Below are 21,025 nucleotides of genomic sequence, written 5' to 3' on the forward strand. Positions count from 1 at the left end.
AGCATGATGTTGCACGTATTTGCTAAAGATCTCTGAGAGCATGCTTTTGGCGTGAGAGCATTGATTACATTCATTAACACGCTATTAATGGATGGTGCTTTATATTTACTTTCTATTGATTATAGTAAGAGGGTAGTGCAATCCGAATATTATAGGATTTTTTCTAGTCGCAGTTTTTCTGTTATTGGTACATATCCGTATGTCTGATAAAAATATTCAGATTCTGCTAAAGCCTGTACTTGTACAGTTTTTATGTTTTGTTGTTTTAGCCAGTGTTCGCATTGTTTTAAGAATGCTTCTCCATTGCTTTGATTTCTGTAGGGCGTATCTATCACAAGGAGGAGTATAGTCGCTTGTGATTCTGTATTAAGTTCAATATTTGCATAACCTATAATCTGAAAGCCTTGATACAGTATGAAATGTAGATATTTTGAATTATCAGTTGTGTTTGCATTAATCGCTGGCAAAGATTGATTTGAGGTGCATTGCTCGCGCAGATAAGCTACCACCTCCCATTCTTTAGGTGTTAAAGCTTTTACAATATGCAGACCCTTGAATCCCGTTTTTTTATCAATGCTTGCAATAAAAGTCTCTTTTGCAAAGCAATAGCTCAAGAGATCGTCTGAATATTTTTCCGCCAGTTCTTTTTTGAGGGCAGCATATGCATCTCTATCCTTATGATGTGCACGTAACCAATCCCGAAATTGTAAATGTCGTGCAATGACTGGATTACCTGCTTCAAAGACATGAATATTAAAGCCATCCTTTTGAAAAAATCTGCGAAATAGCATGCCGTGCTCGCCTTTGGCGATATATCCGATCCTTTCCATTGCTATTGTGGCATTGTCTACAGCAACAATATTTCTTACAACAGGGATCATATCAATGATAGGTTTGGCTGCTAGCCCAGGAATAGAGGTTGAGCCAATGTGATGAATGGCAATACAATTATCTCTTAAGATTTGTTGTATGTGTTCTGCCTCTGCTTCGAATATTTCTATCCATTTTGTATCGTAAGCTACAACCTCAACTGCTTTGTTAGTCATATTTTATTTAGCCTTTGAGCCATATGTATGAATTGTAAATATCCTTTCACTCTTTTGTATAGATGGCAAGCAATACTGTGAGGCATCCACGATTATAGGCTTATTATTTGAGAGCTTTGCTTACATACGATCGTGGATGTCTAATAAGAACTATCTACTACTCAGTGTATTCTAATGAATATGTATTAATAATAGTAAGTCAAAATAAATATGTCGTTCAACAGTAAACTTTAATAGATAGAGCGAACCTTATAAATGCTTATTAATTCGATATATTGCTATAAGCAGTAAAAACTATCAGGACACGTTTATAAGTCTCATATTATATGAATAACATTAGACAATAAACTCCTTTAAAATACGGCTACATGTTTTATTAATAACAATCTTCACTCTTTGAAGTGCAGGATAAGGCCCATGTTCTTCTTCAAATTGCTTTCTAACTAGATCTACATTAGAAATTAATTTTGTAGCGATTTCTTTTATAAGTTTTTTTAGATATTGTTCTTTAATTTTGCATTCTTTGCCAAAGGCAAGCCAATCTTTTAGCATAATTTCACTTGGTTCAAACTTTTCATCAATGGAAAAGGCCAATTTAGTGCTTATGCGTTCAATTGCCCTTGTGCATACAAGATCATAAAATGGAGCCAGTTCTATTTTGTTTTCTTTATAAATGATAGAAATATTTTTAGAGTGACCATCAGAATTACCTGCAAGAAAGTTAAATATTTGCCATTTTAATAAGTTTTCCTGATCTTTAAGTGGGTATGTGCATATTTTTTCTAACATTTTATAACAATCAAGGAATTTTGGACCATCATCAATTTCATATTTTTTGCGATAACTAATACCTAATGTTTGGCAAAAATCTTCTTGATGTAATCGTTTAATTCTTCCATTAGTTAACACTCTATCATAGCGAGTTATTAGCAGATAATGGATTTCTCCCATTTTTTTTAATTTGCAATCAACAACTGGAATTTCAATGGTTTTTGCTAATTGTGTGAGAAAATATTCATAAGCGGGTATGTTTTTATAATTAGGAACTTCAAATTTTAGTATGTGACTTGAAGGCGAGGTTCCTTGTGGCAAATAGTATTTTTCATTAGAATAATATATAGGGCATTTTTCTTGTGCCCCTGCTAATGATAGTCGCGGGAGAGGTTCTCCTGAAATATCTTGTAAGTGAGACCCTTTTCGTAAAATGATTATTTTTAATTGTTCCTTATTTAGTTCTTTATAATGAAAAGAATCTTCTTGATCAGCTTCAATTGGTAAGATTGATAGAGCACCGGCACATTCACTGCCAAGCTTTCTTAATAAATCGAAGTCGGTATTTGGAATTTTTAACTCTCTTACAATGTTATCTCTTGCTCCTTCTTCAGGTAATAGATTAGCAAAGAATGAATGTGCTTTGCCTTCAGCTGGTTCGTATTTTACGTTTTTTAAAGGGATTTGATATGATATTTGGAAACCACTTATCAACCATTTCTTATCATATTCGAAGCCCATAACCCCTACTTCATTGCGCCAAAGTTTCCCGACTAAATTTTTTTCGTACCATACATTTAAAATATCTGAACTATTCAAAATTGATGCTCCTTTGGACTGCCTTTATTAAAGGGGGAGTAAAGATTTGGTCTGGCCTCTTGGTTGAAGGTTTACAGTAATTCCTAGTTTATTTAATATTAATAAAGTCTTACCTAATTCTGCGGTTTCTTTCCCACGCTCTAGCTCAGATAAAAAACGTGTGCCTACATTAGTGAGAGCAGAAACCTTTTCTAATGTTAGTCCTTGGCTCTTTCTATATTTCCGTATTAAATTACCTAGCTCTTTGGCTGTCTCAATTTCACCAAATGGGGGGGGCGTTTCATGACTTCTGATGGGCATTGTTTCTTCCAAAAAAATTACCGTACGGTATAAATTTAGCGCTAATTCAATTCTTTGTCAAATAAAATTACCGTGCGGTAAAAATACACAAGAGAATTTAAAAAAAGAATCTTTTTTTACCGCTCAGTAAAAATTATGTTGGATCTCTGATAACTGTATTTTTATTATTGTTTTAATTGGATAAAAAAGTTTGAGATTTTTCTACACCGATAAATTTTAGTCATTTAAACAATGTTTGAATGCTTGGCATATATCTTAGGTTATATAAAGATTTCAGCATATATTCACAAAAAATAGTTAATTGGAAAACTAGGTCAAAATAAAATATGATGGATCTTAAGCTTAAGGCTTATTTCTTTATATTCTTCAATACTCAGTAGACCTATTGATGTCAAGGAATGACAATGACAGGACGAAAGATCATTGCTATGTTGTGCTGCGCGATTGTTGTGGCAATCTGTACTTTGAGCACAAGCATGGCGGCTTCATCGAGCGCTGTTAAGCTTAGATATACCACTGCTCAATTGCATTCTGAATATGACGTTGTTGATCCACAAGCTTCTTTTTATGTTTTGTTTCATCTGCAAATAGCACCAGGATGGCATACGTACTGGTTAAATCCAGGTGATTCTGGTGCGCCCCCTCATCTCATATGGGAGCTACCTGAAGGTTGGAAGGCCAGTGAGATCATATGGCAGCCACCACACCGTATTCCTGTGGGGGGATTGATGAATTATGGTTATGATCAGAATGCATATCACCTTATCAAGATTACGCCTGAGCCTAAGGCCAATGGCAAAGCGCGCTTAAAAGCACATGCAAGCTGGTTAGTGTGTGAGGAGGAATGCATTCCTGAAAGAGCAGATCTGTCTATTGATGTAGGTTTAGGTGCTGCTATACCCTCATCTGCTTATGCGTTGATCCATACTCTAGAAAAATCATCAAACTTAGAGAAAATCAGTGGCACCTATACCTTTGAGAACAATGAGACGATTGGTCTTGAGTTTGCTGCATCCAGCATGCCGGCAACGAATGCTGCTTATTTTTATTCCTCTGTACCTGGGAGTTCAGAGCCTGCTGCGAAGCAAGAAATAATACGCAATGATGAAATTGTGCACATGACATTCAAAAAAGGTGTTGTGACCTTACCAGAAACATTCTCTGGCATTTTAGAAATCGCAGCAGAGAATGGCTTAGAGTATAAAGAGGCGCATTTAGCGCAGCATGCTTCTTTTGCATCAACCGATAAATTACAGTCTGCGTTTGCACCTTCTCTCCTTATAACCCTGTTTTTTGCTTTTTTAGGTGGCGTCATTCTGAATGCAATGCCTTGTGTTTTTCCTGTTCTATCGCTGAAAGCACTTTCGTTATCGCAAAAAGTAAACAAAGAAGCTAAAACAATAAGACGTTATGGCTATAGCTATACATTGGGTGTGATTGTGAGCTTTATGCTGATTGCTTGCCTATTATTCATGCTAAAAGCAATGGGTAATGTGGTGGGTTGGGGTTATCAGATGCAATCACCTTATTTTGTTGCGATCCTTGTCTATCTTTTATTTTTGATTGGCTTGAATTTATCGGGATATTTTGAGATAGCCTTTAGTATGAATTTTAAGGGGAGTGCTGACAGTCATAAAGAAAGCTTGAAGAGTAGTTTTGCTACAGGTGCTTTGGTGACATTGGTTGCGACACCTTGTACTGCACCGTTTATGGCAACCGCATTGGGTGTTGCTTTTGTGCAGTCGCCTGTCATTGGTATGGCAATTTTTATTGCGATGGGCTTTGGCGTGGCTTTTCCTTATTTGGCATTGACTACTATACCAGGTGCACTTAAATGGTTGCCTAAGCCTGGTGTTTGGATGGTACATTTTAAACAATTCTTAGCCTTTCCTATGTTCATTTCTGCGGTGTGGTTGATTTGGGTCTTTGCACAGCAGCTTGGTATCAATGCAACCGCATTGTTGTTGTTGGGGCTTATTTTACTGACAATGTCTATTTGGCTGTGGAAAGTGATTGTGCCACGTACGCTATTCGCACAGATAATTCTCTTTATTTTATTAACGGCTTTGGCATTGTTGCCGATTGTCAACTTGCCGATACCTGTCGATATGACCACTGAGCAAATGGGCGGCAAGAAAGGTGCAACATTAATGTATAATGAGGCAACGTTACAACAATATAGAGATGAAGGACGTGCTATATTTGTTTATGCAACTGCAGCTTGGTGTATTACTTGTAAGCTGAATGAGCGCGTAGCCATTCATGATCAGGCTGTACAGCAGCATATTGCCAGATCGGGCATCACTGTTATGGTTGCTGACTGGACAAATGAAGATCCTGCTATTACGCAATTTTTAGAAAAATACGAGCGTGCAGGTGTGCCATTGTATGTTTTTTTTCCCGCAAATGGAGCTAAACCTCGTATTTTGCCGCAACTACTTAGCCCTTCTATATTAATAGAAGCACTTTCTTAACATGTTATTCTCTACATTATAAGCTAAAGGAGCATTTGTATGATCAAGCATAAATTAAAGGCTATTTTCGTTGCTTTGACGACTATTGCTGCGTTTTCTCTTTTTCAGCCCATTGTTCAGGCTGCGGTTCAAGTTGGTGCTCAAGCGCCAGAATTTTCTGGGACAACGGCAGACGGAAAAACAGTAAAACTTTCAGATTATAAAGGTAAGGTTGTTGTTTTAGAATGGAACAATCCATTTTGTCCTTTTGTGCGTAAGCATTATGATGCAGGAAATATGCAAGCATTACAAAAAGAGTATACTGCAAAAGATATTATTTGGCTTTCCATTAATTCATCTGCAAAGGGTAAGCAAGGTTATCTTGAAGGCACTGCTTTAGATGAACAACTTAAAAAAGATGCAAATGCAGCAACCGCATATATTGTAGATGCAGAGGGTACAATTGGAAGATTGTATGAAGCTAAGACAACACCCCAAATGTTTGTGATTAGCAAAGAGGGTACAGTCATGTATAACGGTGCGATTGATAGTATTTCTTCAGCAGATATCAGTGATATTGCCAAAGCCGATCCTTATGTAAAAAATGCGATTGATGCCACAATAAAGGGGCAAAGCATAAAGATCTCTACTTCCGCGCCTTATGGTTGTAGTGTTAAATATAGTGATGCTCATTAATAGGCTAAAAACCTACGCTCTTTACTATTGCGAAGAGGGTAGGTTTTCTTGATGCATTCTAGATTGCCCGCCAATTCTTTCTGATTCTATTGAAACGGCAGTACTCAATGCCTCTTTGTATACTTGTGAATTTTTGTATCAGAGAGAGTTCTGTTTCTTCGTTGTTTGTATTTTCTTTATCCAAGCTTGCGTGTACATCCATAGAGCTTAGATTTTGTTGGGTATTAGGGATTACATCTTGATATCCTGTTGAGGGAGGAGATGATATAACGGTATGGATTGCTAATGAATTTTCTTCATCATTCTCTTCTTCACTTTCTTCTTCTTCTCCTGTTTCTTGAGGTTTTTCAGTAAGAACAATAGTACATAAATGATTAATAAAGGATTCAACATCTGCCTTTTCAAGTGCTTGTGGGTGCATTCCACATAAAGCGAAAGCTGAATAAATTTTGATCCCACAATCAGGTGCTTCAGGATCGGGTGTGGAATGGTCTTCAATTAAGAAATCTGAGGAATATTTTTTGATAAACCATTTTATACCGGACATCATTTTAGGCAGTAGAGGTTTATAATGACCACTATTATTACTGAGCGTAATTAAATATCCATTATTTAGATAAGCATGACCTATGGCAATGACAGGTAATCCTGCGATTAAATGAGAATGATTGAGTACTTCGCGAATAGGTGCCATGTAGAGGCGATGATCTGGCAGTAATCCGTAAATGTATTCGCCATCTAATCTATTATTAAAGTCATCGACAAATACATTGTTTAAAATAAATGTTCTATATTGTGCTCTTTTTTGAGCAGAGAGATAATTTTTTCTAAGAAATCTTTCTGCTAGCATTTCTGGATAATATTCAGGTTGCATCAATATAGTATCGGTTTTTGGATTATTAGGCGATGGATGATAATGGCTGAGTAGTAGTAAATCCTTTTCCGAGTACAAAATGTCTTGATTTCTCATTTCTGCATCTAATATTCCATAATAAAAATGTAAATTAGATGGATTAATATTTTTTGACTTAAAATATAACATGCTTAGATATTTTCATTTATGGTTGTACTAAAGTAAAGAGGTTAATTGTATTATTGTGAATTGCAAAGCAATATTAGAAAATTTCTACCATTTTTCAGATGAATGGTTGTCATTTTTCTTAAAATTTAATATTGGCGTGGCAGAATACATTTTTCTGAATATATTATCTAGTATACTGTGATATATCGTATTCTCGAATAAAAGCCATTGCTTCTTAGTCATCTCTTGATTTGCATTCCAACTGATATACTTGTATTGCACTTGTTGAGTTCTTTCAGCGCTATTTTGAATAGTGCATATTCACTAAATTGAACTTTATACTTATTTTTTCACTCTAGCTGTTACTACTACAATAATTAGGTAAAAAATGTTAAATAGAAGCGTTAATGAGAGCATTCAAATTTCATCTTTAACATGGAATTTAGGCAATCAAATGGCATCCGTCGCAGCGGTGAGCGATGCCATTGAACAGCTCATTCCTGATCCTAATAATCTTCCTGTCGTTATTGCCATTGCCACCCAAGAAGAAATGGCAAAAGAGGGAAAGCGATTGCACGAACAAATGTTAGAGGCCTTGAATAAGAACTTACCAGAAGGCGAAAAATATAAAATTGTTTTGTTTGAAAAGCATAAAACCTTAGCGGGTGCAAATAATATGCTAAAAGGTGGAAATATTGGCCAATTTGCAAAAGCAATGTTAACAGATAGAAATCAAGTATCTAATGCCTTGTTAGTAAAGGAGCCTTACGATATTCAAGATGCGGATGCTAAAATTTATTATGAACCGGGTAAAGAAAAAGGAGGTAATAAATCAATCATTCGGATAAAAGGCGCACTGACAAAAAATAGCCAGAAAATAATGGATATTTCTATTGCTGGTGCACATCTCGATTCTAATAAAGATGCTAAACGCAGAGAGCACATCAACGGCTATCTCTCAGGAGAGGATTTAAGAGACAAAAACTTTGATTCGATAGAAGATATATTCACACAAGCCCAAGTATTTCGTGTATTTATGGGTGATCTGAATGAGCGTGATTATCTCATGAGAGATGGGACAACATGTGATCAGACGCATCAAACGAATCTAAGTGGCTTTGGCTTTGATGTGACAAGGACCCCTCAACAAACATTAGAAGGTAATCCTATTCATGGTACATATGGGGTTAGGATATTAGATGGTCAGCAAATAAAAGGTGATCCTGATCCTAAACAAAGGGCACATGTGGCAAGAGAGGGGCACTTAGATAGAGTTGCTTTCTCTTCTGGATTAGAAGCAAGTGATATGCATTATGGTGCAACATTGCGTGGTGCGCATTGTGAGTACAGTGAAAAAAAGACTTATTACCATGGTGCAGATCATTTTCCAGTGGCAAGAGGATTTTCTGTTAAACCCGCAACAGAAGAAACGAAATTACTTACTGCTTGTCATTATATACAAAACCGTATTCCTAATGTAGACAACGACTTAAAACGGCTTGAAGCTTTAAAAAGAGCGGTGACAGAAAAGGATTTAGACTCTTTTCAGACAATTATTCAATCCATGCAGTATTATGATGACACCTTATCAACCTATCAATATATTGAGCAGAAATTTGGCATTGTATTGTATGAAGATGTGAGCGCTTATTTCTCTTCAACAATGGAAGAAAATCAATTGCTACTTGGTTTAGAGAGAGGCATTGAACAGCTATCCGGCGTACAAGAAGCGATGATGACATATCATCAAAAGCTTGAGGCCATCAAATATCTGGATAAGCCTAGTGCTAAGGAACAAGAAGAAGTTGTAAAAATCGCCAATATTGTTAGTAGTTATCAAGCTTCAATGAATGATATCAGGTTGATGGAAAGCAAATTGGAGGATACAGAACAGAGAAATAAAAAAATAGGGGTTGCGCGACGGCTTTTCGATCTTCTGGATGAGCATGTCATAAAGACCTTCAAAAGGGGAGGGAATATCAATAATGGATGTATTGTGATTAAGCAATTTACTCAAGGAGTTTTTGATCAAGGTGTTGATAGTAGTATTAAAGCATTATTTTCAAAGAAAGCAAAAACATCATGTTCACTCTACAAGGAGCATATTTCAAAAACAAAACTGATAACCAGCGAGAAAAATAAAAACAAGCGTATAGAGAGTGCTTCCTCTCATGAGCCGCCTTCAAAACGGTTGAAATTAAAAAATTAAAATGAAATTTTATGCCTTTTGAGTTATTGGTTTTACTCTGCAAGCAGCTTGTAAAATTCTGCTTCTGTGAGCGATTCTTTTTCTAATAAAGCCTTCACAATTTTTTCAAGTTTTGTTTTATTATCAGTGAGGAGTTTTAATGTTCTTGTATATTCTTCATCTAAAATCTTTTTCATCTCTTGCATGATTTCGGGTGTTGCTGTGCCAATGGAGATATTTCTATATGGATAGGCAATGAGTCCATTGCTTGTTGAGTAACCGTATTGTGTTAGCATTCTAAAGACGATATCGGAAGCATGATTTAAATCACTTGAAATGCCTGATGTAATGCCATCATGACCGCGCAGTATTTCTTCAGCAGCACGGCCACCTAGGGCAACAGCAATATGGGCTCGCAGTGTTTTGTAGCTGGTGCTAAAGCTTTCTTCATCCGGTTGAAAGATAGTGACGCCTAAGGTATCGCCTCTTGCCATAATGTTTATTTTTTCAACTTTTTTATTACTCTCAGGTAGAAGATATGCCATGAGTGCATGACCCGCCTCGTGATACGCAGTGAGTTCCAGAGCGGCTTTGTCTTTTACGACAATGGATTTACTACCAATCAAGATTCTATCTTTAGCTGTTGCAAAATCATTCATTGTTATATGAGCTTGATTATTTTTAACAGTGCGTATAGCGGCCTCATTGAAGAGCTGTTTTATCTGGCTGGGAGACCAGCCTGGTGTCATATTAGCGATATCAATCGGTTTGATCGACTTGTCTACAGCATATGATTCGAAGAAAATACGGCAGATATCCTCTCTGTCCGCTTTGTCTGGATAAGAAACATTAATATGTCGATCAAATCTGCCTGGGCGTAGTATTGCCGGATCAATTGTATCAAGGCGATTGGTTGCAGCTACAATAAAGATCATATTATTCTTGTCTTCTTTGATACCATCAAGTTCTGCTAAAAGTTGGTTAACGATTTCTTGATTAATACTGTTTGAATTCATGCTGTTGCGACTTTGTACAATCGCATCAAATTCATCAATAAAAATAATGGCAGGTGAGATTGCGCGTGCCAGTGTGAAGAGATCTCGGATCACAGGGGCGCTGTGTCCAATATATTGCCCCATTAATTCTGTTGCAGAAAGAGAAATAAAGCTTACATTTGCTTCACCTGCAAGTGCTCGTGCAAGCATGGTTTTCCCCGTCCCAGGAGGACCATATAAGATAGCGCCTTTAGGGATGGCAATACCTGCATTTTTGAGTTTGTCGACATTTTTGATGAAATACAAAATATCTTTTAATTCTTGTTTTGCCTCAGATAACCCGCCAACCTGAGCAAAAGTTGTTTTAACATCTTCGGGTAGTATAATTTGAAATTTGTTATCAATATCTTTTGGTTTTTCATGAAAATTTCTTGTTTCTTCTAGTATCTTTTCTTTTGCTTCTGTAAAAGATATTTCATCAATCATGGGTTTGTTTTTCAAAACAGCATGGATTGCTGCAATATTAAAGAGGTTTGCAATTTTGGCCGTTGTCCACCCTTGTGTTGTTCTTGTTAGTTCATTCAGATCAACTTTGTCATTTACTTTATATTTCCGAGTAAGAGAAGTGATAAGCGTTTTTCTGTCTTGCTCTGTTGGAAGTCCTAAATAAATATGGCTATCAAATCGGCCTGGGCGTAAAATAGCACTGTCAATCCGATCTAATTGATTGGTCGCGGCAATGACAATCAATCCTTCATTGGCGGCACTATTAATACCATCTAGCTCAATCAGCAATTGATTAACTGTTTCACGATTAGAGGAAGAAGAGGATTCGCTTCTTTTTTCAGAAATACCATCGATCTCGTCAATAAATAAGATGCAAGGTTTATTATTTCTTGCATATTCGAATGCCGCGTGTATTGATTTTGCAGCCTCTCCCACAAATCCTTGTAGAAATTGAGAGCTTGAAGCATAGATGAAATTCAGTTTTGCTTCCCCTGCAAATGCTTTGGCTAGGTGTGTTTTTCCCGTACCGGGTGGGCCATACAGTATCAAGCCTTTGGGCATTGTTGCGCCCATTGCTTTAAATTTTTCTGGTTGTTTTAAATAACGTAAATAGACATTTAGTTCTTCCTTTGCAGAATCTAAGCCTGCAACATCAGCGAAACTTAAATCTATCTCGCCAGCGGAGTAGAATTCAAATTGTTCTTTTTTACTAGAAGGGGCTTTATTTTTTTCAGGCGTAATAGCGGATATGGGTTGATATATATGATTTGAATCTTCTTGTGCTGTGCGTATGACACTCATATCAATGACGTTGCTTTTTGTTTTTTTCTTTACAATTGCTAGCAAATTATATATATCATAAAAAGTGTAGCCATGCGTTATTAAAGAGAGATTATCTAGGCTTGTATTTTTATCATATTTATAGCCTTTGGTTAATAGTGATATGATTTCTTGTCGCTCTTGATAGCTTGGATATACGATTTGATACATTAAAGTCATTTCATCCAGCGTTTTATGGTCTGGATAATCATTAGCGTAATAGGAGCCTGAGCGCATAGATGCAAGATTGGATGAGCTGTTTGTAGAAATGATTAATGTTGCATTGTCTTTCCAAAGTGTGTTACTAAATTGGCTAAAAATATCCCAGTATTCTGGATAGAAAATTCGTGTGTCACCACTGAGTTCTATATGAACAATAATAGGACGTGGGTTTTTTGATAAATCAGGGAGATTATTAAAAAATGAGGACAGATCATCTTGCAATGCACGGATTGACTTGCCTTCAGAATCAAAGGGTAGATAAGTCGCATTTATTTTACTTCGTTCGAGAAGTATAAGTTGTTTGCTGGTATTAAGATCGCCATATATTATTTTAATCCGATCAGCGGATTCTATTTTTTTAGAATCAGTCCAGCCATTAAATATTGATAGTAAATTTTTTAGATGAGATGTATTGATTAATATTTCTTGCTCTTTTGTGTGATGGTTGCTTTGTGTAATAGGTGTGATGGAAGTATTTTCATCTTGTGCATTAGCTTGTGCATAGCTGAGGCTATTGATAGATAGGCAGAGTATGAATAATAGGCTCACACTAAATTGTTTAGTTACACGCAACATGCATCCCATTCTTAAATAGTTGTTACAGACATAAGTGTAATTATAGATCAAGAGTTTCCATCATTATTTCGCAGCACTAAAATGAATGAGTAACTATATTTTATTATTGTATTGGATTAATTTTGTTGAGGGTAATTACACTTAAAAGCCTAAAAACGTGAGTGCAAAAGATGAGGCTTTTTTTCATTATTTAGATTAAATGAGAGGTTGTTTAGTGGAGATTGAAAGATAAACAATTGAGTGAAATGTGGAAAATATTGTTTATATTAGGTAAAATGCCATTTTTTGCGGTTTGATTTGGGTTTTATGAAGAAAAGTCCTCGTTCGAAAAAAGATAAAATAATAGTTGTGATTGATGAGGACAATGTTCCTAAAAAAGAAGTGGTAGTTTTAGATGAAGATTTTGTTGACGATGAGATTACAGAAATATCAAGCGTGACAGGTGTGTCAAGAGAATACATCGCGCTTGATGGCTTAGAGCGTCCTCACAATGATACGCATGTCATTGATCTCGTTGAAGAGATACAAGAAGATTTGAGCCGTGATGAGGTGCTCAAACAAAAGACTCATTTTGTGATGGTGGAGGATTTGTCAGATGAGGAACGTGTCGTTGACCAGGTTAAGCAGCAAAAGCAAGTAGCGCTCACGTGGCAGTACATCAGGGATTTAGAAGTTGAGACAGAGCAAAAATCGAGTGTGCAGTTAAAAAAAATCAAGAAAAACAGTTATATCCTCCAATCAAAAGTTTATGAAAAATACCAAGATCAGAAATCTACTTTAAGAAAATTAATATCTCAAATATCTGAGTTGGGTAAAAGTGCGGCACAGCGATTACTCTCATCAAAGCAATACATAGATGATTGTGCCATTGATCTTTATTTTGATTATTTGTCTGCTCAAAATATAAATATTGCAAATGTGTCTTGCCATTTTGCGAAATTAAAAGAATTTGATGAGAGATTAAGACGAAATGATTTTACTGTTTTGAGAGGAAGATGCAAATTATCCAGAAGAATTCTATGGCCTATTTGTGATGCAGAACATTGGTATTTAATTGTTATAGATAAAATTGCTGAAAATCAGTTTAATATTTTTTGCTTAGATTCTCTAAATACAGCAACTCAAGCGCATTTTTCTAAAGCAGAACATTTTCTCAAAGCGCTTTATCATGAACACGAAGATGAAATTATAATTAAGAAAAAAGAACACATTATTGTGCATACACAAGATAATGGTGTTGACTGTGGTGCGGCAATCTCATTCTGGGGTTTACGTTGTGCTCAAAATAAAATACTTCCTAAGAGTCATTCAGGAAAATTCATTTGTGATTACTCGCAATTTAGAGTGCATATGGCTGGCACCCTTGCAAGCAACTTTGCAACTGAATTAGAAATTAAAAAGAAAGATGGTCAGCATCTTTCTCTGTAATTGATAGAGTTTTTTTGAAACAAAGAGGTACTTCATGAAAAAATTAAGTTCATCAGCAATAGATCAAGTAGCAGGAGGTTGTTTCTCATTTTTTTCTACACCCGCACCTGTGTCTAACGATATTGTAATGCATGTGACCTCTGGACATTTATATGGTGGTGCAGTTGCTTTGCTTGGGTTTGTTTTAGGCACGTTTGCTGGTGCACTGGTACAAAAAAATATTGATTATATTCATTTGCTTGAGCATGAATTAAATCGAAAATAATTATCAGAATCTTTGTTATGAACCGCCAATAAATTGTCTAATTATGTTTAGTTATCGAAGTAAGATGATATCTTAAGTTATGGTTACGGCTCATAATAAGCAAGCTATTTGAAATAGCATTGAGTCAATGGTGCAGTGAAGAAGCCTATTCTCTTACTTAATTAAGTGAGAAGTAGTTATTTATTCAGAACATATTCGATCATAAGATGTATACTCTTCACATTCGAATTTTAGGTTTTGTTGGCTGCACTCTCTCACCTTAAGTCTGCACTATTTGTGCACTCCTGGGGATTCGCTCCTTTGCCGCCTCACCTACATTGTGCCCCTTGTGGGTAAAAATCGACTGTTATGAGTATATTCTTCATGTTAACAATAAGGAAATTGAAGATGGCTAACAAAGCATTATTGATAGGGATTAATTACTTAGGTACAAGTGCTCGATTGAATGGTTGTGCAAATGATATTAAAGCAATACAGAGTCTATTGCAGAAAAATGGCTATGAAGCAGATAACATTAAAATGCTATCAGATGACATTGCAGGCGCAATAGCACCAACAAGAAGAAATATTCTCAATGAATTAAAAGCATTAATTAAAAATGCAAAAGCGGGTGATACGCTATTTTTTCATTACAGTGGGCATGGCACTTATACAAGGGATCTGAGTCTGGATGAAAAAGATGGGCGTGATGAAGCTATTTGTCCTATATCTGGCGGCGATATTATAGACGATGAATTAAATGCAATAGTGAGAACGCTGCCCAAAAATGTCAAAATGCTGTGTTTATTTGATTCTTGTCATTCAGGAACAGTGCTTGATTTAGAAAATAATTTAATTGAAAAAGGCACGAGAAGGCCGCGTTTTTCAGAGCATGGCTATGCCGTCATGATGAGTGGTTGCAGAGATGCCGAAACATCAGCAGATGCATATATAGATAAGAGATATCAAGGCGCTATGACAGCAGCTTTCTTAAATATGGTGGAAGAATATAAAGGATTAAAGAATATCTTAGATATATTGTTAAGCAACTCGAAAAAACGTATGACAGGTTTTCTTGAAAAAATGCACATCTGGTTGGAGAATAATGAATTTCCTCAAAGACCCAATATTGCCTTTGAAGGCTCATTACCAAGCATTACGCCTATGCTGACTGGTTTGCGCGTGGGTAGATATAATTTACGTGTTACACCCAGTAGAAATAAAGAAAGTCATGATACTGTTGTTACTGAACCTGAAAACCACATAAGTACCTTGCCTCGAAACAAACCATTAGCAAGAGAGCTGAGGATGCTGCTTCGCTAATAAAAAATCATGTACTGCGGCTATATGATAAAAAGGGGCGCTGTTTAAGCGCCCTGATCTTTAGGCTTTAAAAAGTAACTGTTGCTACAATATTATCAGTATAAGCACCTATCGGAACATTCTGTAATGCTGGAATCCTACCATATATTGTAAAGTTATCTGTTCTAGGGAACAAAAGTCCTAAGATATAGCTGTTTGATATCATGCTTGTTCCGCCACCGCCATTGCCCCAAATAGTGGTTCTTCCCGCATCAGTATAAAAATTGTAGTTAAGTATGTTGGCGCCATTGAGCATAGATCGTTGAGTATAAGTGCCACTGTTGCCTGTAGATAAGCTAACCGTGTATGCAACACTTACACTGGCAAGCAGTGAACCACAAGTAACGCTTAATGAGCCAGAGAGATCTTTTGCCGTAGGAGACAAAGGATTATAAGCGCCAAAATTAAAAGAATTTGTTGCAATGCTACAGCTACAGCCTAATCCTAAACAAAGTGCATAAGCATTTTTCGCTAAAAAAGATAAGACAAAAAATAAAACAAGCAGCAATTTACTTTTGTTCATAGCAGACAATAGTTCCTAATTCTGCAATAGGTGCATTTGAATATTTTATGGGCACAGAGAAATGGCATTGTGTATTTTCATAATAAGCAATGCCCGTTAATGAAGTAAGATTGTTGGAAACATCTTGTATAAATATCTTCCCAGCATAGCCAATTGGATATTTTTCTGTTTTTCCTGTCATTGTAACATAACCTCCGACAGGTATAGATTGACGGCGTTGATCAACCAATTCAAATAAAATGCTGTTATATTTCTTGATATTGAAATTAAGTAAATAACCACTATGAGAATAAGGAATAAGTTCTTGAGTAGCGGTATCTACATGCATATTTAGAGGAAGATCTTTTAATGAGATTTTCAAATTATTTCTCTCATAAGATCTTAATCTATGCACCAATATGTTTCCATCGGTATTTGTTTTTCCAATGAGTTGTCCGCCTTCATAAACGGAAATATTTTCAAGCCCATCTGTATTTACAATAGCAAAACTATCATAAATAGGCTTTGAGAAAAAAATATCTTTTCCAATCATTGCAATTGAACCTGCAGTAGACAATTCTGCATTATTTGTATTTCTAAATCGACTTAAACGTCCGCGATATTGTGCATATTTTCCATTATAAAGGGCATCTGCAGAAGCATTGGTATATTCATTTTGTTCAGCGAGTAGAAAATAGCCCAAGCCTTTATCTTGAGGAGTGCTTTTTTGAAATGTTGCCCTAGCTATTCTATTTTCTTTGCTATTATTATCCTCATATCCGCCAACTACACTTGCCGTGTAGTTATTTTGTGGACTCCAGATAAGTGACAGTTGAAATTCTTTATCTCTTGTTTGATTATATTTCTGTAAATAATTTAATAATAAATAATATCTTTGAAACAAGGAGCGTTGATAAGATAAAGTCGAGATATTTATATTAGGTATTGCTCTATATTGTTGGTGTGCATGACTGAGATTTATGGTGCCATGGCGATTGAGATTGAAACTGGTAAATCCCAGTGTGGTTAGAAAAGGTGTAAATTCATTCTCAAGAATATTTAATTGATAATAATGAGGGGTTGTGGCAATCAAGTGTCCACCAAATGTAATTGTTTGCGCGTTTCGAATAAATTGTAAAAAGAGCTGTGAGCCTTGCATTTGATTGTATTGGCTTGCTGAAATGGCCGTCGTTAGTATCCCGAGTGTGCCGATGAGATTGCGAGTGGAGATACCGGCAATTTGTTGTTTGTCCGCAATCTCAAAATGCCCACCCAATGTCCATTGATCGGTTACCCCCAGAAGGTGCGTGCCAATAAAAATGGCTCTGCCATAGTCATGACTTTTTAGGCCATAATTTTCTCTAATAAATCCAAACTCATAAGAGAAACTAGTCAGTGATTTCTTCAAGAGTTCAGTGCTTGCGTAAAAAGGTAAGCTGACAATAGAAACTCTATTCAATAAATCTTTTGTTTGAACGTTAATATTATTGAATCCGTCAATGACAGGTAATCCATCAATCACAAATGGGCCAGCTGTTACATCTTGTGTTAGTCTTATTTGATCGTTAATGTAATATTGAACTTGTGTTGGTAATACTGCTTCGCCACTATAAGCAGGCAAGGGATAGGTTATATAATAGGGTTGCGTTTGAAAATTTCTTGCATACTGAATACCGCCCAATCTAGCTGTGCTAGACCAGGCATCTTGGCCTGAAAGAAAATCGCCTACTTTCCACGTCGTAATAGAGGCTGGTAAATCTTGTTGCCAGGTTGTATCAAGCCGAGTAACTTGCGATTTCTCCCTGCTATGGTTGGCTAAGAACTGTAGTCTCGTAAAAGCATTAGAAGAGAAATTGATCCACTCACCAATGCCGCCTAAATAATTTGAGTTAGAAAAACTATTATTCTGTGCAGCTATATCATAATTAAAAAAATTACCTTTGGCAGGTTTGTCGCAACGAACATGTTTAGATTCGTCAGCCTCAATATATTGATTGCTAAGAAGACTTGGATGTAGTGATATTGAGAGCGTTTGATTTTTCTTGTCTAAGCTATATTTTAGCTTGTCTTTTTTTTCTAATAAGAAAAAACGGTATGTGTTAATAGTTTTTTCTTTTAAATTCAAAGCAGCAAGAGATAATTTAGAATTAGCGCATTCATTAATATAGAGATTGCCTGTATTGTCTTCTATTAAATAAATCATTTGTGGTTGTTTAACCTGATTTATATACAAATCATAAACATATTCTTGATAGTTAATAGGTTTTACAAACAGTATTTCGGCAGTGGAGTGACCTGCCCCCCATTCAGTGGACACCGAACTACGCAGCTAATACGGCTCTTTCTACACTATCAGGTGTTTGATAGTCCAGCGTTGAGTGCAAACGGATACGATTATAGAACACTTCGATGTAATCAAAAATAGCTAATTTTGCCTCATCACGTGTTTTAAATTTGCAGTGATAGACAAGCTCTTGCTTTAAAGTGCCAAAGAAGCTTTCAGCAACGGCGTTATCCCAACAATCAGCCTTACGACTCATACTGTGAACCATTCCATTATTTTTAATAACTTCTTTAAAAGCGTGGGAAGCATATTGAACACCTCTATCAGAATGGAATAGAAGAGCCTTAGAACAATCAACTTGTTTTAGTGCCATCTCTAACGCAGAAACAGCCAAGTCAGCTGTTATGCGCTCACCCATGGCCCAGCCTTTGACCTTTCGTGAGCACAGGTCGATGACTGTCGCTAAATAAAGCCAACCTTGTTCAGTCCAAATATAGGTAATATCGCCAACCCAGGCAATATTCGGCTTTATCGCAAAGAATTTGCGCTCTAACCGATTTGGCTCGATTGGCAGCTTGTGGTTTGAGTTGGTTGTGGCTTTGAATTTTCTCTTTACTTTGGGGAACAGCTTTAATTCTTTCATTAAACGGCTTACCTTTTTATGATTACAATCGATACCTTCGTTTTTAAGTGCTTTCTGCATGCGTCTGAAGCCATAGCAACATCGACTCAGCAAAAAGATAGCGTTCATCCTCTCTTTTATAAAAGTGTCATTACACTCAGGTTCGACTGGTCGGTTTTTCCAAGCATAATACCCACTTCGGGAGACCTGCATACATTCGCAGAGCAAAACAACATCATAATGATGACGTTCTTTCTCTATGAATTTGAATCTTTCTTCGGGTCGTTCGCGAAGTAGGCTGTAGCCTTTTTTAAAATGTCGCAGGTATCCCTTAGGCGTTCATTTTCCTTGCGTAGCTTCAACAGTTCTTCATGAAGTTGCTTTAAATCAGGAGTTTCATCCTTGACCTCAGGGATATTTTTGTCTTTTTTAGCCTTGGATATCCAGTTATAAAGCGTTGACTCAAGAATGCCGAGATCTTTCGCTGTCTTTGAGGTGGGTTGTTCGGAGGTCAGTGCTAGCTGCACTGCTCTTTGCTTAAATGACTTATCATACTTCTTATACTTGGACATACACGTCTCCTAACTGATATTTAGTTTATCAAATTAGGTGTCCACAGTCAGGGGATCAGATCAGAGCAATTGGTATGTGCAAAAATAGGATAACAAAAAAGATAGAGGAAAAGAGTAGAGAGCAACTTATTAAACATATGTTGTAACTACTTATTTTTTATAAGAGAAGATTCCTTTTGTGACCAAATTGATCTCAAAAATAAATCTTTTCCTTCGTCTATAGGTCTTAATGAGAAAATAGTTAGCATATATTTTAATTATTATTATTGTTGAGGGACATTGACTGTTGCATCAATGGATAATCTGTCTTTAGATAAAGGATTAGGTACAATCCAGCTTTTGCTCTTATACGGGAGAATATAATCTAGTGTTTTAATAGGTGCAAAACTTGATTTCCCTAGTTTATCTTTCAGTGCAAATTGAGATACAGCGATATGTGTATTGCCATTATTCGTTAAGGTTATCTTTTTTTTATTTAAGTCAAAATCATTAATTTCCCAATGATAATTAGTGAGTATTTTTTCAGGTAGTAAAAATAAAGGTAAGCGCAGATTTAAAACAACCTTGAGATTGCTTTTTTTAGAAGCATTTGTAATTGTATTGAGTTCTTGTACGAAAAGTCGATATTGTTGTTCTACCGCGGTTACACGGTTGTGGCGCTTTGCAATACGAATGATTTGTTTTTCTGCAGGCCCTATGGTAACAATAGGTGGTATGACTAAAATATCTGTTGTTGTCTCATAAAAATCTTGATTATTTTTTTGTGTCCATAATTTAGGATCTATTTGTACGGAAATAGCATCATGACTATCATTCATTATTTTTAAGGTAGTAATCGTTTCTTGGACAGGTATCGAAAGCCGAATAGGCTCAATCCTCAGTGTGCTAGCAAAGAGTGCATTGCTTGTAAAAATAAAAGATAAAATAGAGAGTATTTTTAAGCAATTCATTTTTTTTGTATTGATTAATTCCCATATTTTAGAAAGTAATTGTTGCAGTAACCGTATCGGTATAAGTTCCTGCAGGTACGCTGGTCTGTCCGCTCAATATTCTACCATATACGGGTAGTGTTTGTGCTGCTCCAGTGCCAGTACCAGCCACTGTCTCTGTTGGGGTTGTCGTGCCCCAGATACTGGTTCTTCCTGCCTCACGGAACAGCGTGTAGTCTAAAGTGTTTGCTCCACTTGTCATCTTCCTCGTTGTTACCGTAGCCCCGGCGCCAAGACCTTCATTTAAAGCAACCGTATAATTTGTTGCAGAAGTGCAAGTAACATCAAGGGTTGTCTGGCCATCTACCTGGGTGCCCACCGTTGGATCGTAGGGTGTAGCAAACGTTAAAGGATTTGCTGCAATATTGCAAGAGGCGCTGACGGTTGCTTGGACTTGAAAGTTTGAGGTTGCCGTAGCAGCAAGTGCATTCATTGAAAATAACCCAATTGCTGTAGTGCAAAATAGCTTCATCCAAAGAGGCATCATGATTATACTCAGTGTAATTTATATGCTCTAAATATAGTTGATAGTATTGTCTATATACAACTATAAAATATGTACTTGCAATTTTAGCACTTGTTTGCTACGGCGATTTTTATATTAACAGT

The 21,025-nt window shown here is 36.3% G+C and carries 17 protein-coding genes; 6 read left to right on the top strand and 11 right to left on the bottom strand.

The annotated features are described in order from the left end of the window. Positions 1 to 149: 149 nt before the first annotated feature. The 3 genes from CC99x_RS00400 to CC99x_RS00410 form a co-directional block, all read right to left on the bottom strand. Positions 150 to 1,046: a GNAT family N-acetyltransferase gene (locus CC99x_RS00400; RefSeq protein ID WP_077065494.1), complete on the bottom strand. Its 897-nt coding sequence runs from the start codon at positions 1,044 to 1,046 to the stop codon at positions 150 to 152. Positions 1,047 to 1,382: 336 nt separating this feature from the next. Next, positions 1,383 to 2,636 carry a type II toxin-antitoxin system HipA family toxin gene (locus tag CC99x_RS00405; RefSeq protein WP_057625539.1) on the bottom strand — a complete coding sequence of 418 codons (1,254 nt, stop codon included), beginning with the start codon at positions 2,634 to 2,636 and terminating at the stop codon, positions 1,383 to 1,385. A gap of 27 nt (positions 2,637 to 2,663) precedes the next feature. After that, positions 2,664 to 2,936 carry a helix-turn-helix domain-containing protein gene (locus CC99x_RS00410; protein ID WP_057625538.1) on the bottom strand — a complete coding sequence of 91 codons (273 nt, stop codon included), beginning with the start codon at positions 2,934 to 2,936 and terminating at the stop codon, positions 2,664 to 2,666. 404 nt (positions 2,937 to 3,340) lie between these two features. Between CC99x_RS00410 and CC99x_RS00415 the strand changes: the two genes are divergently transcribed. Both CC99x_RS00415 and CC99x_RS00420 read left to right on the top strand, forming a co-directional pair. Further along, positions 3,341 to 5,410: a protein-disulfide reductase DsbD family protein gene (locus tag CC99x_RS00415; RefSeq protein WP_057625537.1), complete on the top strand. Its 2,070-nt coding sequence runs from the start codon at positions 3,341 to 3,343 to the stop codon at positions 5,408 to 5,410. Between the two features lie 39 nt (positions 5,411 to 5,449). Further along, positions 5,450 to 6,085 carry a redoxin domain-containing protein gene (locus CC99x_RS00420; RefSeq protein ID WP_057625536.1) on the top strand — a complete coding sequence of 212 codons (636 nt, stop codon included), beginning with the start codon at positions 5,450 to 5,452 and terminating at the stop codon, positions 6,083 to 6,085. A 58-nt stretch (positions 6,086 to 6,143) separates the two neighbouring features. Here the strand turns inward: CC99x_RS00420 and CC99x_RS00425 are convergent, their stop codons facing one another. Continuing rightward, positions 6,144 to 7,127, bottom strand: coding sequence for an IQM protein middle domain-containing protein (locus CC99x_RS00425; protein WP_057625535.1), 984 nt, complete (start codon positions 7,125 to 7,127; stop codon positions 6,144 to 6,146). A 367-nt stretch (positions 7,128 to 7,494) separates the two neighbouring features. On the opposite strand from CC99x_RS00425, the gene CC99x_RS00430 reads away from it, so the two are divergent. Then, entirely contained in the window at positions 7,495 to 9,315 is a 1,821-nt protein-coding gene (locus CC99x_RS00430; RefSeq protein ID WP_057625534.1) for a hypothetical protein, read from the top strand. A gap of 32 nt (positions 9,316 to 9,347) precedes the next feature. Here the strand turns inward: CC99x_RS00430 and CC99x_RS00435 are convergent, their stop codons facing one another. After that, a complete protein-coding gene (locus tag CC99x_RS00435; protein WP_057625533.1) occupies positions 9,348 to 12,413 on the bottom strand; it encodes an AAA family ATPase in 3,066 nt (1,021 codons plus the stop codon). A gap of 306 nt (positions 12,414 to 12,719) precedes the next feature. Here CC99x_RS00435 and CC99x_RS00440 point away from each other — a divergent pair, with 306 nt between their 5' ends. The 3 genes from CC99x_RS00440 to CC99x_RS00450 all read left to right on the top strand — a co-directional run bounded on the left by CC99x_RS00440 (position 12,720) and on the right by CC99x_RS00450 (position 15,408). Continuing rightward, on the top strand, positions 12,720 to 13,841 hold the full coding sequence (locus CC99x_RS00440; RefSeq protein WP_057625532.1) for a hypothetical protein: 1,122 nt from the start codon (positions 12,720 to 12,722) through the stop codon (positions 13,839 to 13,841). A gap of 34 nt (positions 13,842 to 13,875) precedes the next feature. After that, the gene (locus CC99x_RS00445) at positions 13,876 to 14,106 is read left to right on the top strand and encodes a hypothetical protein (RefSeq protein WP_057625531.1); all 231 of its coding nucleotides are present in this window, start codon (positions 13,876 to 13,878) and stop codon (positions 14,104 to 14,106) included. Between the two features lie 387 nt (positions 14,107 to 14,493). Then, the gene (locus tag CC99x_RS00450) at positions 14,494 to 15,408 is read left to right on the top strand and encodes a caspase family protein (protein ID WP_057625530.1); all 915 of its coding nucleotides are present in this window, start codon (positions 14,494 to 14,496) and stop codon (positions 15,406 to 15,408) included. 67 nt (positions 15,409 to 15,475) lie between these two features. Here the strand turns inward: CC99x_RS00450 and CC99x_RS00455 are convergent, their stop codons facing one another. The 6 genes from CC99x_RS00455 to CC99x_RS00480 all read right to left on the bottom strand — a co-directional run bounded on the left by CC99x_RS00455 (position 15,476) and on the right by CC99x_RS00480 (position 20,903). After that, positions 15,476 to 15,970, bottom strand: a complete 495-nt coding sequence (locus CC99x_RS00455; RefSeq protein ID WP_057625529.1) for a Csu type fimbrial protein — start codon at positions 15,968 to 15,970, stop codon at positions 15,476 to 15,478. Then, positions 15,957 to 18,266: a fimbria/pilus outer membrane usher protein gene (locus CC99x_RS00460; protein WP_057625528.1), complete on the bottom strand. Its 2,310-nt coding sequence runs from the start codon at positions 18,264 to 18,266 to the stop codon at positions 15,957 to 15,959. Before CC99x_RS00460 ends, CC99x_RS00455 begins: the two co-directional genes overlap by 14 nt. Positions 18,267 to 18,270: 4 nt before the next feature. Continuing rightward, positions 18,271 to 19,179: an IS3 family transposase gene (locus tag CC99x_RS00465; RefSeq protein ID WP_305790524.1), complete on the bottom strand. Its 909-nt coding sequence runs from the start codon at positions 19,177 to 19,179 to the stop codon at positions 18,271 to 18,273. Then, positions 19,113 to 19,427 carry a transposase gene (locus tag CC99x_RS00470; protein WP_259596534.1) on the bottom strand — a complete coding sequence of 105 codons (315 nt, stop codon included), beginning with the start codon at positions 19,425 to 19,427 and terminating at the stop codon, positions 19,113 to 19,115. Before CC99x_RS00470 ends, CC99x_RS00465 begins: the two co-directional genes overlap by 67 nt. Positions 19,428 to 19,690: 263 nt before the next feature. Continuing rightward, a complete protein-coding gene (locus CC99x_RS00475; RefSeq protein WP_057625269.1) occupies positions 19,691 to 20,377 on the bottom strand; it encodes a fimbrial biogenesis chaperone in 687 nt (228 codons plus the stop codon). 28 nt (positions 20,378 to 20,405) lie between these two features. After that, positions 20,406 to 20,903, bottom strand: coding sequence for a Csu type fimbrial protein (locus CC99x_RS00480; RefSeq protein WP_077065481.1), 498 nt, complete (start codon positions 20,901 to 20,903; stop codon positions 20,406 to 20,408). Between the last annotated feature and the right edge of the window lie 122 nt (positions 20,904 to 21,025).

This window comes from Candidatus Berkiella cookevillensis (genome assembly GCF_001431315.2).
GTDB classification, from domain to species: domain Bacteria; phylum Pseudomonadota; class Gammaproteobacteria; order Berkiellales; family Berkiellaceae; genus Berkiella_A; species Berkiella_A cookevillensis.

Bases quoted from the DNA above. Each gene is read 5' to 3' on its own strand.
- CC99x_RS00425 (WP_057625535.1), bottom strand. From the start codon at position 7,127: ATGTTATATTTTAAGTCAAAAAATATTAATCCATCTAATTTACATTTT.
- CC99x_RS00415 (WP_057625537.1), top strand. From the start codon at position 3,341: ATGACAGGACGAAAGATCATTGCTATGTTGTGCTGCGCGATTGTTGTG.
- CC99x_RS00440 (WP_057625532.1), top strand. From the start codon at position 12,720: ATGAAGAAAAGTCCTCGTTCGAAAAAAGATAAAATAATAGTTGTGATT.
- CC99x_RS00430 (WP_057625534.1), top strand. From the start codon at position 7,495: ATGTTAAATAGAAGCGTTAATGAGAGCATTCAAATTTCATCTTTAACA.
- CC99x_RS00480 (WP_077065481.1), bottom strand. From the start codon at position 20,903: ATGATGCCTCTTTGGATGAAGCTATTTTGCACTACAGCAATTGGGTTA.
- CC99x_RS00470 (WP_259596534.1), bottom strand. From the start codon at position 19,427: ATGTCCAAGTATAAGAAGTATGATAAGTCATTTAAGCAAAGAGCAGTG.
- CC99x_RS00450 (WP_057625530.1), top strand. From the start codon at position 14,494: ATGGCTAACAAAGCATTATTGATAGGGATTAATTACTTAGGTACAAGT.
- CC99x_RS00410 (WP_057625538.1), bottom strand. From the start codon at position 2,936: ATGCCCATCAGAAGTCATGAAACGCCCCCCCCATTTGGTGAAATTGAG.
- CC99x_RS00475 (WP_057625269.1), bottom strand. From the start codon at position 20,377: ATGAATTGCTTAAAAATACTCTCTATTTTATCTTTTATTTTTACAAGC.
- CC99x_RS00455 (WP_057625529.1), bottom strand. From the start codon at position 15,970: ATGAACAAAAGTAAATTGCTGCTTGTTTTATTTTTTGTCTTATCTTTT.
- CC99x_RS00445 (WP_057625531.1), top strand. From the start codon at position 13,876: ATGAAAAAATTAAGTTCATCAGCAATAGATCAAGTAGCAGGAGGTTGT.
- CC99x_RS00420 (WP_057625536.1), top strand. From the start codon at position 5,450: ATGATCAAGCATAAATTAAAGGCTATTTTCGTTGCTTTGACGACTATT.
- CC99x_RS00400 (WP_077065494.1), bottom strand. From the start codon at position 1,046: ATGACTAACAAAGCAGTTGAGGTTGTAGCTTACGATACAAAATGGATA.
- CC99x_RS00435 (WP_057625533.1), bottom strand. From the start codon at position 12,413: ATGTTGCGTGTAACTAAACAATTTAGTGTGAGCCTATTATTCATACTC.